Below are 14534 nucleotides of genomic sequence, written 5' to 3'. Positions count from 1 at the left end.
CCTCAGCCGTTAGGGCCCACGGTGGCAACGATGGTGACTTGCTTGTTGTCCGGTATTTCCTGATACGCCAGCACATGCAAATTCGGTACAGCCAGGCGACCGAAACGCGACAGCATGGCGCGGATCGGGCCGGCGACCAGCAGAATGGCCGGTTGGCCCTGCATTTCCTGGCGCTGGGCCGCTTCGATCAGCGAACGTTGCAGCTTTTCGGCCATGCTCGGCTCCAGAAGAACACCGTCTTCCTGACCTTGCCCGGCGCGTTGCAGACTATTGAGCAAGATCTGTTCCAACCTTGGCTCCAGGGTAATCACCGGGAGCTCCGACTCAACGCCGACAATGCTTTGCACGATGGCGCGACACAATCCGACGCGCACCGCCGCAACCAGCGCGGCGGTATCTTGACTCTTGCCAGCGTTGTTCGCGATCGCTTCGGCAATACTGCGAATATCGCGCACTGGTACCTGTTCCGACAACAGGGCCTGCAAGACCTTGAGCAGCCCCGACAAGGAAATGACACCCGGCACCAGTTCTTCTGCAAGTTTAGGCGAAGCCTTGGCCAGCACCTGCAACAGTTGCTGGACCTCTTCATGGCCAATCAGTTCATGACAGTGCTTTTGCAGGATCTGGTTGAGGTGGGTGGCCACTACCGTACTGGCGTCGACCACGGTATAGCCCAGCGACTGCGCCTGCGAGCGCTGGCCCACGTCGATCCACACCGCCTCCAGGCCGAACGCCGGGTCACGTGCGGCAATGCCGTTGAGGGTGCCGAACACCTGCCCCGGGTTGATCGCCAGCTCGCGGTCCGGGTAGATCTCGGCCTCCGCCAGGATCACACCCATCAGCGTCAGGCGATAGGCGCTGGGCTGCAGGTCAAGGTTGTCGCGGATATGCACCGTGGGCATGAGGAAGCCCAGGTCCTGCGACAGCTTCTTGCGCACGCCCTTGATTCGCGCCAGCAATTGACCACCCTGGTTGCGGTCCACCAGGGGGATCAGCCGGTAGCCGACTTCCAGGCCGATCATGTCGATCGGTGTCACATCGTCCCAGCCCAGTTCCTTGGTTTCCAGCGCCCGCTGCGGCGAAGGCAGCAGGTCTTGCTGGCGCTGCGCCTCCTGCAAAGCCTGGGCCTTGGCCTTCTGCTGTTTCTTCCACACCAGATAAGCCCCGCCGCCGGCCAGCAGCCCCAGGCCGATGAAGGCGATGTGCGGCATGCCCGGCACCAGCCCCATGACAATCATCAACCCCGCCGACACCGCCAACGCCTTGGGCGAATCGAACATCTGCCGGTTGATCAGTTTGCCCATGTCCTCGGAGCCCGAGGCGCGCGTGACCATGATGGCCGCAGCGGTCGACAACAGCAGTGATGGCAATTGCGCCACCAAACCGTCACCGATAGTCAGCAGGGCGTACACCTTGCCGGCCTCGCCGAAGCTCATGCCATGCTGCAGCATGCCGATCAGCATGCCACCGATCAGGTTGATGAACAGGATCAGCAAGCCGGCAATGGCATCACCGCGCACGAACTTGCTGGCACCGTCCATCGAACCGTAGAACTCGGCCTCCTGGGCCACCTCGGCACGACGGTGCTTGGCCTGGGCCTGGTCGATGAGGCCGGCATTGAGGTCGGCGTCGATCGCCATCTGCTTGCCGGGCATGGCGTCCAGGGTGAAGCGCGCGCTCACTTCCGAGATACGCCCGGCGCCCTTGGTCACCACCACGAAGTTGATGATCATGAGGATGGCGAAGACCACCGCACCGACCACGTAGTTACCGCCGATCACCACCTCGCCGAAGGCCTGGATCACCTTGCCGGCGGCACCGTGGCCTTCCTGGCCGTGCAGCATGACCACCCGCGTGGAGGCAACGTTCAGTGCCAGGCGCAGCAGCGTGGCCACCAGCAGGATGGTGGGGAATGCTGCGAAGTCGAGCGGGCGCAAGGCGTAGACGCAGACCAGCAGCACCACGATCGACAAGGCGATGTTGAAGGTGAAGAACACGTCGAGCAGGAACGGTGGTATCGGCAACATCATCATTGCCAACATCACCAACAGCAGCAGCGGTACACCCAGGTTGCCCCGGCCGAGCCCGGCCAGGTTATGACGGGCGTTGCTGATTAACTGAGTGCGATCCACCGCGAGTCCTCTTGATGCAAAACTTTGACGCCCAAGGGGCATCTGCGGCTGGCATTGCAAGAAGCCTTCCAACTTTGCGCGACAGGAGATTTATGTTGTGGGTCGGCCTGTGGGAGCGGGCGTGCCCGCGAAGCAGGCGACGCAGTGTCTGGCACCGGCTGCGCCGGTGTTCGCGGGCAAGCCCGCTCCCACAGGCGTAACGGTGAATGACAGCTTCCAATCCCCTCTCAAGACCCAAGATCAACTGTCGCGGCGCAGGTCTGGCGGGATCGGCAGGTCATCCTTCAACGGCTCAGGGCGCTTGCCCTTGCCCGCACGGTATTGGCGGATCTGGAACACATAGGCCAGCACCTGCGCCACAGCCAGGTACAGGCCGGCGGGGATTTCCTGCTCGATCTCGGTCGAGTAATAGATCGCCCGCGCCAGCGCCGGCGATTCCAGGATCTGAACCTTATGCTCCATGCCAATTTCGCGAATCTTCAAGGCAATGAAGTCCGTGCCCTTGGCCAACAGCAACGGCGCCACCCCACCCTTCTCCGGGTCATACTGCAAGGCGACCGCATAGTGGGTCGGGTTGGTGATGATCACATCGGCCTGCGGCACCGCCGCCATCATGCGCCGCTGCGACACTTCGCGCTGCAGCTGGCGAATACGCTGCTTGACCTCGGGCTTGCCCTCGCTGTCCTTGTACTCGTCGCGCACTTCCTGCTTGGTCATCTTCAGTTTCTTGTGCGTCTGGTACAGCTGGAACGGCACATCCGCAGCCGCGATCAACAACAACCCGGCCGACATCCACAAGGCACTCCAGCCCACTACCTGCAGGCTGTGAATGATCGCCTGCTCCAGCGGCTCGTTGGCAATCGACAGCAGCGCCTGACGGTCGTTGATCAATACCACCACCGCCACCACCAGGATCACGAAAAACTTGGCCAGCGCCTTCAGCAATTCGGTCAAGGCATGCATCGAGAACATGCGCTTGATGCCTGACAACGGATTCATGCGACTGAATTTCGGCTGCAGCAAACTGCCCGAGAACAGGAAGCCGCTCAGCGCGATGGGCGCCACGAAGGAGATCACGAACAGCAGGATCAGCACCGGCTGCACGGCCCAGATGGCCATCTTGCCCGAGGCCAGCAGAAACGCGCCCATCGCCCGCTCATCGACGATGATGTCCCGGGTCAGGCTGAAGTTCATGCGCATCAACGCCAGCAGGGTTTCGGCCAAATGGCCACCAAACGCCAGCAGCCCGCCCGCACCGGCCAGGGTCACCGCCACCGTGTTCAGCTCCTTGGAGCGGGCGACCTCGCCTTTTTCCCGTGAGTCGCGCTTGCGTTTCTCGGTGGGGTCTTCCGTTTTGTCCTGGCCGCTCTCGCTCTCAGCCATGCTCAGCCCGCCCTTGCCAGTTCACGCAGCCACTGCAGCGTTTCGCTGGCCAATGCCTGGTAGTGCGACAGCACATCGGCCAGGCCGACCCAGAAGATGAACATGCCCATGACCAGGGTCAACGGGAAACCGATGGAGAAAATGTTCAGCTGCGGCGCCGCACGGGTCATCACCCCAAAGGCGATGTTCACCACCAGCAACGCCGCAATCACCGGCAGGATCAACAGCAAGCCGGCACCGAACACCCAACCCATGCGCCCGGCCAGCTCCCAGAAGTGGTTGACCACCAGCGCATTGCCAACCGGCAACGTGGTGAAGCTTTCGGTGAGCACCTCGAACACCACCAGGTGGCCGTTCATCAACAGGAACAGCACACTCACCAGCATGGTCATGAACTGGCTGATCACCGTGACGTTGACCCCGTTCCCCGGGTCGACCATGGAGGCAAAGGCCATACCCATCTGCACCGCCACGATCTGCCCGGCAATCACGAACGCCTGGAACAGCAACTGCAACGCCAGGCCGAACAACGTCCCGACGATGATCTGTTCGGCGCACAGCAGCAGGCCGCGCAGGCTCAGCGGGTCGAATTCAGGCAGCGGTGGCAACGCCGGCACGATGACCACGGTAATGGCTACGGCCACATACAGGCGCACCCGCGCCGGCAGCATGCGGGTACCGAAGATCGGCATGGTCATCAACACGGCCGTCACCCTGAACAATGGCAGGATGAAGGTGGCGACCCAGGTGCCGATCTGCGTATCGGTCAGCTCAAGCATCCGCGCATCAACCTATGAGCTGCGGAATGTTGGTATAGAGCGTGGTGATGTACTCCATGAACTTCTGCACCAGCCACGGCCCGGCGACGATCAGCGTGATCAGCATCACCAGCAGGCGCGGCAGAAAGCTCAGGGTCTGTTCGTTGATCTGCGTGGCGGCCTGGAACATCGCCACCACCAGGCCCACCAGCAGGCTCGGCACCACCAGCACGGCCACCATCAGGGTGGTCAGCCACAGGGCATCACGGAACAGGTCGACAGCGACTTCAGGTGTCATCGGCGGCTCTCCTTGACGGCGTCAGACGCCGCCGAAACTGCTGGCCAGGGTGCCCATGATCAGCGCCCAGCCATCGACCAGCACGAACAGCATGATCTTGAACGGCAGCGAAATGATCAGCGGCGACAGCATCATCATACCCATCGCCATCAGCACACTGGCCACCACCATGTCGATGATCAGGAACGGGATGAAAATCATGAAGCCGATCTGGAACGCCGTTTTCAACTCGGAGGTGACGAACGCGGGCACCAGTATGGTCAGCGGCACCTGATCGGGCCCGGCAATGTCGGTGCGCTTGGACAAGCGCATGAACAGGTCCAGGTCGCTTTGCCGGGTTTGCGCCAGCATGAAGTCCTTGAGCGGCCCCTGGGCCTTGTCGATGGCCTGCTGAGCGGTCATCTGCTCTTTCAGGTAAGGCTGCAAGGCATCCTGGTTCACCCGGTCGAACACCGGGGCCATGATGAACATCGTCAGGAACAGCGCCATGCCGGTCAGCAGTTGGTTCGACGGTGTCTGCTGCAAGCCCAGGGCCTGGCGCAGGATCGAGAACACGATGATGATACGGGTGAAGCTGGTCATCAGGATGACGAACGCCGGAATGAAGCTCAGCGCCGTCATGATCAGCAGGATTTGCAGGCTGACCGAATATTCCTGCTGCCCGTCCGCGGTATTGGACAGGGTAATGGCCGGAATCGACAACGGGTCGGCGGCCAACGCCAACGGCGCGGCCAGCAACAGCGCCACTGTCAACAACGGCCCCAACAACCTACGCAGTGCGCCGCTCATCACCTGTTGTCCTTAGGGTTCTTGCCCATCAGCTCCATCAACCGCTGGGCAAACTCCGGCGTCGCCTGGCGAGTGTTTTCCGGCACTTGCACCGGTTCTGCCAGCACATGCAATGCCTCGATGCTGCCCGGGGTATGGCCTATCAGAATCTGCTCCTTGCCCACCTGCACCAGCAACAGGCGGTCGCGCGGGCCGATGGCGCGGCTACCGACGATCTCGATCACCTGCCCACCCTTAACTGCCGTGCTTTGCAAACGCCGCAGCAGCCAGGCCAGGAAGAAAATCAGCCCAACTACCAGCAGCAGGCCGAAGACCATCTGCGCCATCTGCCCGCCCAGGCTGCCAGGCGCAGCTGCCGGCGTGGCCGTGGGCGTGGCCGCAGCCAGGCAGGCATGGCTGCCCAACAGCGCCGCAAGTGCCGCAATGGCGCGTATCGTGGCCTTCACTCAGCGCAGCTTCTTGATGCGTTCGCTGGGGCTGATCACGTCGGTCAGGCGAATGCCGAACTTCTCGTTGACCACCACCACTTCGCCATGGGCGATCAGCGTACCGTTGACCAGCACGTCCAGGGGCTCGCCGGCCAGGCGATCGAGCTCGATGACCGAACCCTGGTTGAGCTGCAGCAGGTTGCGGATATTGATCTCGGTGCTGCCCACTTCCATAGAAATGTTCACCGGGATATCCAGGATCACATCCAGGTTCGGCCCTTCGAGGCTGACATTTTCGTTCGGCTTGGGCGAGCTGGCGAACTCTTCCATTGGCAGGCGACCCGGGCCGCTGTGGCTGCTGGTGTCACCGCCCAGCAGCGCATCGATGTCCGCCTGGCCGGCCGCACCGGTCTCTTCCAGCGCGGCGGCCCACTCATCGGCCAAGGCCTGATCTTCTGGGGAGGTGATCTCGTTTTCGTTAGCCATGGTTTCCTCGACAGGCATTCAATTCGTTAGGGGCGACCGGCACGCCGTCAGCGGCGTTCGATCGGGTCGATGATCTGCAGCGCCAGGTTGCCCTTGTGCGAGCCCAGCCGCGCCTTGAACGCCGGCACGCCATTGGCGCGCAACACCAGGTGCTCGGGCAATTCAACCGGTATCACATCGCCGGGCTGCATGTGCAGAATGTCGCGCAGCTTCAACTGGCGCCGGGCCACGGTGGCAGTCATCGGCACCGCAACATCCAGCACGTCTTCGCGCAGGGCCTTGACCCAACGCTCGTCCTGGTCGTCCAGGTCAGACTGGAAACCGGCATCGAGCATTTCCCGCACCGGCTCGATCATCGAATACGGCATGGTCACGTGCAGGTCACCGCCACCACCGTCCAGCTCGATATGGAAGGTGGACACCACCACGGCCTCGCTCGGCCCGACAATGTTGGCCATGGCAGGGTTGACCTCGGAGTTCATGTACTCGAAAGACACCGGCATGATGGCCTGCCAGGCTTCCTTGAGGTCGACGAAGCACTGGTCCAGCACCATGCGTACCACGCGCAGCTCGGTGGGGGTGAACTCACGGCCCTCGATCTTGGCATGGCGGCCATCGCCGCCGAAGAAATTGTCCACCAGCTTGAACACCAGCTTGGCGTCGAGAATGAACAGCGAAGTGCCACGCAATGGCTTGATCTTGACCAGGTTCAGGCTGGTCGGCACATACAACGAGTGCACGTATTCGCCGAACTTCATCACCTGCACGCCACCCACGGCCACGTCGGCCGAGCGGCGCAGCAGGTTGAACATGCTGATGCGGGTGTAACGGGCGAAACGCTCGTTGATCATTTCCAGGGTCGGCATGCGACCGCGCACGATACGGTCCTGACTGGTCAGGTCGTAGCTTTTGATACTGCCAGGCTCCGAGACGCTCTCGGTCTGCACCAGCCCGTCGTCGACGCCGTGCAACAGAGCATCGATCTCATCCTGGGACAGCAGGTCCTGTACGGCCATTGCGCACTCCTACTGCAATACGAAATTGGTGAACAGCAGCTGGTCGATGACCGGCTTGCCAAGTTCCTTCTGCGCCACTTCCTGGACCACGGCAGTCGCTTTCTGGCGCAGCATTTCCTGGCCGACCGGGCTGCCAGCGAGGGCGTCGAAGCCCTGCCCGGAGAACATCATCACCAGGTTGTTGCGGATGACCGGCATGTGCACCTTGAGCGCGTCCAGGTCTGCCTGGTTGCGCGCCTGCATGGTAATGCTCACCTGCATGTAGCGCTGACGACCGTTCTGGTTGAAGTTGACCACGAAGGCCGGGGTCAGCGCCTGGTAGATTGCCGCGGGCTTGACGTTGCTGGCTGCCGCCTCGGCAGCCGGCGCCGGTTCGCTCTTGTGCATGATGAACCAGGTAGCGCCCACCGACAGGCCGATCGCCAGCAACAAGCCGACGACAGCCATGATGATCAGCTTGAGTTTGCCTTTTGTGGCGGGGTCTTTGACTGCTTCGCTCTTCGCCATGCCAATAATCCGTCGTCCATCGGGGGTTCAAAGGAGGATGGCTTGGCTTGAGCAAGTGTTATGCCAGCTTATTCAGAAGCTCGGTTTCAGCAGGATTTGCGGTGCTCGCTTCTTCGCGGGCATGCCCGCTCCCACAGGTACTGCACAGGTTTCAAATCCCGGTGGGAGCGGGCGAGCCCGCGAACAGGCCGGAACAGGCTACCTGGCATCAGGCGTAGTAATCGACCGCACTGTCGCCGACAACCACCTGCTGCTCCACTGGCCGGGCGCTATCGACAACCTCGCCCCCACCCTGCCCGGCCCGCCGCGCCGCCACCCCGGACAGATTGCTGTCCTGTGCCTGGCCCTGTTGTTGTTGCTGCCCCCGCGACTGATCGGCGACGTTGACGTCGGGCTGCGCCAGCCCCTGCTGGGCGAACAGCTCGCGCAGGCGGTGCACCTGACTGTCCAGGGCATCACGCACGCCCGCATGGCCGCTGATGAACGTGATCTGGGTAGCCTGGTCCGCCGCCACATTGACGCGAATGTCCAGGCGGCCCAGCTCGGCTGGCTCCAGCTGGATATCCGCCGACTTGAGATTCTGGCTGGACAAGTACATGACCCGGTTGACCAGGCCCTCGGCCCATGCATTCTGGTTCATCGGCAAGGGCTGGTGCAGCGGGCTGGTACTGCCCGGCACCGCGTTGGCGGTCTTGGCCGTGGCTGCCTGGGTCAGGCTGGCCAGGCGATTGGCGAAATCATCGATACGGGTGTCGCTGGCAGCGCTCTTGGTGTCTTTCAGGCCGTCTTCGAGCAAGGCACCAAACGCCCCGTCACCGGATTCGGTAGCTTCGCCCTCGGTTTGCTCGACCACAGTCGTCAAGCTATTGACGGCAGCACGGCCGTCTTCGCCCCGAGCCTGGGCCGGATCAAGGGCATGTGCGGAGGTACTACCTTTGGCCTGAGCACTGTGCTCCAGCGCCAGGCGCAGGGTTGGCAGGTTGGCCAAGGGGTCGGCGTCAGGGTCGAAGGCTTCTTCGGTGGGTTCTGCCGGCACTGCGGTGGCCAGTTGGGCTTGCGCCGTGGCGGCTTGCAACACGGGCGCCACCGCCTCGGCCTGGGCCTGGATCAGCTGCCCGCCGGGCTGGCCATCGGTGACTTGCCCAGCCACCAGGCTGGCGTCCGTCAGCCCGGTATCAGCCTGCCCGGCATCGTTATCCGGCAATTTGTTGCCGTCATCGGCAACGGCTGCCTGGCTGCCCGGGCCCTTCTTGCCGCCAACAGCCGCGTCTGGCTTGTCCTTGGGCTTGGCCTGGGCAACCTTGTCATCGGGCCCACCCGGCGGGTTGCGCCGCTGCTGGGCCATGACCTGGTCGAAGCCGTCGCCCTTGTCGCCCAACGCCTGCACGGGTTTGTCCGCCTGTTGGGCAGTTGACCGCGCGGTACTGGCGGAGGCATTGGCTTGCAACAAGGGGTTGGGTGCGACAGGCATCGAGCGGTCTCCGCGCCAGAACGTGAATATCTTCCTGGCAGAGAGAAGCAAGACTCGCGCCAACTAGCCGTCAGCCGGCAGAAATGCGATCTTTCTCACCGCTATAAAAGCACTTTACCTCCTGATACTCCCGAACAATGCGGCTGATCAGGTCCTCTATGCCATACAGCGGCGGCTGCCGCGCACGCTCTTCAAGCTGCTGGCACAGGCTGGCCAAAATCATCGCGCCCATATTGCTGCTGCTGCCCTTGAAGCTGTGTGCAGCCGTCATGAGTTCTGCGGCACTTTTAGCCGCGTGCAGCTGCTCCACGCGGAGCTCCGAGTCCGTGAGAAACGTCTCCACCAATGTCAGATACTCATTCTCCATGACCTCACGCAGGCCCTTGAGAACTTGGTGATCGATATGCATGTCCATCACTTGCTCACTCCCTGATCAAGCAGATTATGCCCAAGCCCGCCCGGGGCTCACCATTGGAATTCCACCTGCGCACACCGCCCGCCCTCGGCCCAGCGCGCATCACTGGCCAGCTGCTGCACCATGTTCAGGCCACGACCACTCAGGCCGTGGTCCGGCACAGCCCGGGCCAACACGCTCGGCACATCGAAACCAGCGCCGCTGTCGCGAACCTCGATACTCAGACGCCCACCCTGGGGGCGCGGTTCAACCCTTAAACGGATGCTTACATAACCTTCACCCACCAACGCCAGGCGCCGCGCGCGCTCTTGATAATAGTCGGCAAAGCCCTGCACATCGCATTTGAGCTGCGAATCCAGACCGAGCACGCCATGCTCCAGCGCATTGGAATACAACTCGCTGAGCACGCTGTGCAGGTGGCCGGTGCGCGCTCGCAGGCCCGGTATTTCCTGCAACAACTGCACCATGTAAGGCACCGGGTTGAAACTTTTGAGACTGGCACCCCGCACCTCGAACGCCAACGACCAGTCCTGCGGGCTGGACCGTCCGCTGTCAGCGTAGAGCACAGGCATCGGTGGCCGCTCTTGAGCATCGAACATGCGGATATCGCACAAGCTGATATCGTCACGTGGGCGCCCTCCAAAACGCTCGAGGGCCAACAGCAACTCGTCGAACAAGCGGGCCGGGTCGCGGTTGGCGTCCAGCACTTCGCGCAGGCGCCGATCCCCAAACAAGCGCTCCTGCTCGTCGGCAGTGTCCAGCACCCCGTCCGACAGCAGGAGCAGGCGCTCCCCTTGTACCAGCGGCAACATCTCTGTGCTGGCATCGAAGCATTCGGCCGCCAGAATACCCAGCGGCAGGTGCCGAGACTGCAGCACCGACAACACCCGGCCATCCACCGAAAGGTGGTAGACATCAGGCATGCCGCCATTCCATACCTCTACTGCGCCACACTGCATGCTCAGATTGAGCAGCACCGCGCAACAGAACATGTCGACCGGCAGAATACGCTTGAGCTTGGCGTTCATCTCGCGCAGGACCTCGGCCATGTCGTAACCCTTGGCGGTCATGCCGTAGAACACTTCCGCCAGCGGCATGGCACCCACTGCAGCCGGCAGGCCGTGGCCGGTGAAATCACCCAGCAGCACACGCATGTCGCCGGCCGGCGTGAATGCCGCCAGCATCAGGTCGCCATTGAACAAGGCGTAGGGCGATTGCAGGTAGCGGATGTTTGCCGCAGCCAGGCAGCCGGCGTGGGCGACCTTGTCGAACACGGCCTTGGCCACCCGCTGTTCGTTGAGCAAGTGGTGGTGGTGCCGGGCGATCTGGTCACGCTGCGCCAGCACGGTGCCCTGCAGCCGACGCAGGCGGTCCATGGCGCGGATCTTGGCAGCCAGTATCGCCGCGCTGTAGGGCTTGGCCATGAAATCATCGCCGCCCGCTTCCAGGCAACGCACCAAGGCCTCTTCCTCGTTCAGCGAGGTGAGGAAAATGATCGGCACCAACGCCTCGCCCGCCAGGGCCTTGATCTGCCGCGCCGCCTCGAAGCCGTCCATGACCGGCATCAGCGCATCCAGCAGCACCAACTGCGGGCGCCGCTCGACGAACAGCGCCACGGCCTGCGCACCATTTTCCGCGGTGACAACCTCGTGCCCCTGGCGACGCACGATCTGCGCCAGCAGCAGACGGTCGGCGGCACCGTCTTCGGCAACCAGCACGGTCAATGCCTGTTCGGCCGGCATGTCGGCGCTCAGCTGATGTTGAAGAGTTTTTCGAAATTGGAGATGGCGAGAATCTTGCGCACGTCGGAGCTGGGGTTCACCACTTGCACCTCAACCGTTTCGCCCGCATGGTCGCGCAGCAGCAACAGCATGCCCAGGGCCGAACTGTCGAGGTAGGTAGTGTCTTTCAGATCGACAACCACGCAATCTTGCCGGCCTGGTTGGCGCTCATAGGCATCGCGAAATTCCTGATGCTTGCTGAAATCGAAGCGTCCTTTGATCTTGATCGTCAACGTTTTCCCATCCTGCGTGAGATCAGTTTCTACTGCCATGCGAGCGATTCCTTCGATGATGGCGAATACAGCTTGTTGAAGGTTTAGCAGGCGATGGCATGGGCGGCAAGAACACGGCGCCCACAGGCCGCTCCACAACGCGACGCTACGGATTCAGAACTGGTTTTGCCGCGGCAGGCGCTGGGACAACTCGTCCAGCAGGCGCTGCTCACGCTTGTCCTCGGCGCGGCGGGCCTCGTCCAAGTAGCGCTGCACCAGCTTGCGCAGCCCCTCCACCCGGGCGTAGGCCTGCTGCCACGTGCCACGGGCATTGTCGAGGTTGTTCTGGTGCCAGACCAGGCTTTGCCGCTGCTGGGTCATCGCCGTTTCCAACTGCCCAAGGAAGCGCTGGTAGTTCACCAGCCAGTTGCCATTGACCCCCTGCCCACCACGGTTGAGCCACTGCTGCTGGTAGTCCTCGCGAAACCGCTCCAGCTCGGCCAGCTTGGCTTGGGCGACGGCAACTTGCTGCTGAAAATGGCCCAGCCGCTGGGCGGCCTTGCGTTCGGCCTCTTCAGCCATGTCCACCACCGGCGCCAGGCGCGCGGCGCGCCCAGGGAGGGCCATGGCCTATCAGCCGGCCGGGGGCGTGAAGATCGCCCCCAGCTCTTCACGGCTTTGCGCCATACCCACGTTTTCACGCAGGCCCTGGCGCAAGAAACCCACCAGCTTGGACTGCAGGGCAATCGCCAGGTCAGTCTCCGGATCGCCGCCCGCCACATAGGCACCCACGCTGATCAGGTCGCGGCTTTGCGACAAGCGCGACCATAGCTGCTTGAATTTCTGCGCCTGACGCAAGTGGTCGGCATCCACCACCTGCGGCATCACCCGGCTGATCGAGGCTTCGATATCAATGGCCGGGTAATGGCCTTCCTCCGCCAGGCGCCGCGACAGTACGAAATGCCCGTCAAGCACACCACGCGCCGAATCCGCGATGGGGTCTTGCTGATCGTCACCTTCGGACAGCACGGTATAGAACGCGGTGATCGAGCCACCACCTGGCAAGCCATTACCCGCCCGCTCCACCAGCTTGGGCAGCTTGGCAAACACCGACGGCGGATAACCCCGCGTGGCCGGCGGCTCGCCAATGGCCAGGGCAATTTCCCGCTGGGCCTGGGCAAAACGCGTCAGCGAATCCATCAGCAACAGCACATTCTTGCCTTTATCGCGGAAGTACTCGGCAATGCGCGTGCAGTACATGGCGGCCCGCAGGCGCATCAGGGGGGCATCGTCGGCCGGCGAGGCGACCACCACCGAGCGCTTAAGGCCCTCCTCACCGAGAATGTGCTCGATGAATTCCTTGACCTCGCGGCCCCGCTCACCAATCAGGCCAACCACGATGATTTCCGCTTCGGTGAAGCGGGTCATCATGCCCAGCAATACCGATTTACCCACGCCAGTACCGGCAAACAGGCCCAGGCGCTGACCACGGCCGACGGTCAGCAGGCCGTTGATGCTGCGAATACCCACATCCAGCGGTTTGCTGATCGGGTCGCGGTTGAGCGGGTTGATCACCGGGCCGTCCATCGGCACCCAATCCTCAGCCTTCATCCCGCCCTTGCCATCCAGCGCGCGGCCCGCACCGTCCAGCACCCGGCCGAGCATACTCATGCCCATGGGCAGGCGGCCGCCGTCGTCCAGCGGCACCACGCGTGCACCTGGGGCAATGCCGACAATACTGCCCACTGGCATGAGGAATACCTTGGACCCGGCAAAGCCCATGACCTCGGCCTCGACCTGCACCGGGTGGTAACTGTCGTCGTTGATCACCAGGCAGCGGCTGCCCACGGCGGCCCGCAGGCCTTCGGCCTCCAGGGTAAGCCCGACCATGCGCAGCAGACGGCCTTCGACGATCGGCTGGGCGGGCAGCGCAATGGCCTCGGCGTAACTGCCCAGGCGCTTGCTGAAACTGGTGCGTTCAAGGCGCATCAGGGTTGTCCACGGCAGGTTCGACCGGCGCTTCCAGGTCTATGGCAAGGTCGGGTTTTGCCGGGTGCAGAGAATGGTCGTGCAACTGGTCGAACAACTGCGCGACGGCTTTTTCGATGCGCGTTTCCATGCTCGCATCGATGCGGCTGTGCGCGGTTTCGATGCGGCAACCACCGGGCAACAAGGTGCCGTCTTCCAACAGCCGCCAGTTTTCCTCATGCCGTTCGCGCAGCGCCTTGGCCAGCTCGAAATCATGCGGGTTGAGGTGAATACGAATGTTCTCCGCGCCCATGGGCAGCAGCTTGAGTGCCTCGCGCAGCACCTGGGTGATCTGGCTGGAGTCGGTGCGCAGCTCACGGCCGATCACCTGGCGGGTCATGTGCGCGACCAGATGCACCAGATGCTTTTCGATCTGTGTGTCTTGCTCGGCAATCGGCGCCATCAGGTTGCTCATCAGCCGCTCAAGGCTGTCGAGCTTGGCCTTGAGCGCCTCTTCGGCCTCCTGACGCACCTTCAGCTGGGTGCTATGGAAGCCCTCGCGCTCACCGGTGGCGAAGCCCTCGTTGTAGGCTTCCTGGCGTATGGCTTCGAGCTCTTCCAGGGTCAGTGGCTGGACTTCTTCCAGCGGCACTTCCTCGATTTCGTCCTCGACCACCTCGGGCTCCGGCTCGGGCTCGGCTTGGGGCTCGGGTTGCGGGTCGAAACTGGGCAACGCCCATACATCCACGCCCTCAAGGTCGCGGGCACGGATCAGGTCGCTGGGGTGGTGTTCTTTGGTGGACATTGGTAATGCCTGTGGGTCATAGCGGCAAGCTTCAAGCGGCAAGTTTCAAGAAAAAACAGGCTGCGCGAGGGCTGCTGTTTCTTGT

16 protein-coding genes are annotated in these 14534 nt (G+C 62.7%); all 16 read right to left on the bottom strand.

Annotated elements, in window-relative coordinates; all coding sequences use genetic code 11:
* Positions 1–2: 2 nt before the first annotated feature.
* The gene (gene flhA / locus GEV39_RS07765; protein ID WP_173888066.1) at positions 3–2132 is read right to left on the bottom strand and encodes a flagellar biosynthesis protein FlhA; all 2130 of its coding nucleotides are present in this window, start codon (positions 2130–2132) and stop codon (positions 3–5) included.
* A 240-nt stretch (positions 2133–2372) separates the two neighbouring features.
* Entirely contained in the window at positions 2373–3515 is a 1143-nt protein-coding gene (gene flhB, locus GEV39_RS07760) for a flagellar biosynthesis protein FlhB (protein WP_173888065.1), read from the bottom strand.
* A 2-nt stretch (positions 3516–3517) separates the two neighbouring features.
* The gene (gene fliR / locus GEV39_RS07755; protein ID WP_054881280.1) at positions 3518–4294 is read right to left on the bottom strand and encodes a flagellar biosynthetic protein FliR; all 777 of its coding nucleotides are present in this window, start codon (positions 4292–4294) and stop codon (positions 3518–3520) included.
* Positions 4295–4301: 7 nt separating this feature from the next.
* A complete protein-coding gene (fliQ, locus tag GEV39_RS07750; RefSeq protein WP_012273497.1) occupies positions 4302–4571 on the bottom strand; it encodes a flagellar biosynthesis protein FliQ in 270 nt (89 codons plus the stop codon).
* Between the two features lie 21 nt (positions 4572–4592).
* Positions 4593–5360 carry a flagellar type III secretion system pore protein FliP gene (gene fliP / locus GEV39_RS07745; RefSeq protein ID WP_054881279.1) on the bottom strand — a complete coding sequence of 256 codons (768 nt, stop codon included), beginning with the start codon at positions 5358–5360 and terminating at the stop codon, positions 4593–4595.
* Positions 5360–5806: a flagellar biosynthetic protein FliO gene (gene fliO, locus GEV39_RS07740; RefSeq protein WP_173888064.1), complete on the bottom strand. Its 447-nt coding sequence runs from the start codon at positions 5804–5806 to the stop codon at positions 5360–5362. Before fliO ends, fliP begins: the two co-directional genes overlap by 1 nt.
* Positions 5807–6274, bottom strand: a complete 468-nt coding sequence (gene fliN, locus GEV39_RS07735) for a flagellar motor switch protein FliN (RefSeq protein WP_173888063.1) — start codon at positions 6272–6274, stop codon at positions 5807–5809.
* Between the two features lie 47 nt (positions 6275–6321).
* Positions 6322–7290: a flagellar motor switch protein FliM gene (gene fliM, locus GEV39_RS07730; protein WP_173888061.1), complete on the bottom strand. Its 969-nt coding sequence runs from the start codon at positions 7288–7290 to the stop codon at positions 6322–6324.
* A 9-nt stretch (positions 7291–7299) separates the two neighbouring features.
* Positions 7300–7797: a flagellar basal body-associated protein FliL gene (gene fliL / locus GEV39_RS07725; RefSeq protein WP_054911378.1), complete on the bottom strand. Its 498-nt coding sequence runs from the start codon at positions 7795–7797 to the stop codon at positions 7300–7302.
* Between the two features lie 208 nt (positions 7798–8005).
* Complete coding sequence (locus tag GEV39_RS07720) at positions 8006–9268, bottom strand: flagellar hook-length control protein FliK (RefSeq protein ID WP_173888059.1); 1263 nt, start codon at positions 9266–9268, stop codon at positions 8006–8008.
* Positions 9269–9338: 70 nt separating this feature from the next.
* Positions 9339–9686 carry an Hpt domain-containing protein gene (locus GEV39_RS07715; RefSeq protein WP_173888057.1) on the bottom strand — a complete coding sequence of 116 codons (348 nt, stop codon included), beginning with the start codon at positions 9684–9686 and terminating at the stop codon, positions 9339–9341.
* A 47-nt stretch (positions 9687–9733) separates the two neighbouring features.
* Complete coding sequence (locus GEV39_RS07710; protein ID WP_173888056.1) at positions 9734–11425, bottom strand: fused response regulator/phosphatase; 1692 nt, start codon at positions 11423–11425, stop codon at positions 9734–9736.
* 8 nt (positions 11426–11433) lie between these two features.
* Positions 11434–11736 (bottom strand): STAS domain-containing protein, encoded by a 303-nt coding sequence (locus tag GEV39_RS07705; RefSeq protein ID WP_173888054.1) that lies wholly within the window; start codon positions 11734–11736, stop codon positions 11434–11436.
* A gap of 114 nt (positions 11737–11850) precedes the next feature.
* Positions 11851–12303 (bottom strand): flagellar export protein FliJ, encoded by a 453-nt coding sequence (fliJ, locus tag GEV39_RS07700; RefSeq protein WP_173888052.1) that lies wholly within the window; start codon positions 12301–12303, stop codon positions 11851–11853.
* 6 nt (positions 12304–12309) lie between these two features.
* Positions 12310–13665 carry a flagellar protein export ATPase FliI gene (gene fliI / locus GEV39_RS07695; protein WP_054904676.1) on the bottom strand — a complete coding sequence of 452 codons (1356 nt, stop codon included), beginning with the start codon at positions 13663–13665 and terminating at the stop codon, positions 12310–12312.
* A complete protein-coding gene (gene fliH / locus GEV39_RS07690) occupies positions 13655–14449 on the bottom strand; it encodes a flagellar assembly protein FliH (protein ID WP_173888050.1) in 795 nt (264 codons plus the stop codon). The genes fliI and fliH overlap by 11 nt, the downstream gene beginning before the upstream one ends.
* Between the last annotated feature and the right edge of the window lie 85 nt (positions 14450–14534).

Origin of the sequence: Pseudomonas sp. NY5710 (assembly GCF_013305665.1) — a bacterium.
Classification (GTDB): Bacteria; Pseudomonadota; Gammaproteobacteria; order Pseudomonadales; family Pseudomonadaceae; genus Aquipseudomonas; species Aquipseudomonas juntendi.
The sequence above is the reverse complement of the archived record's forward strand: the minus strand, read 5'-3'. Positions and strand labels throughout refer to the sequence as shown.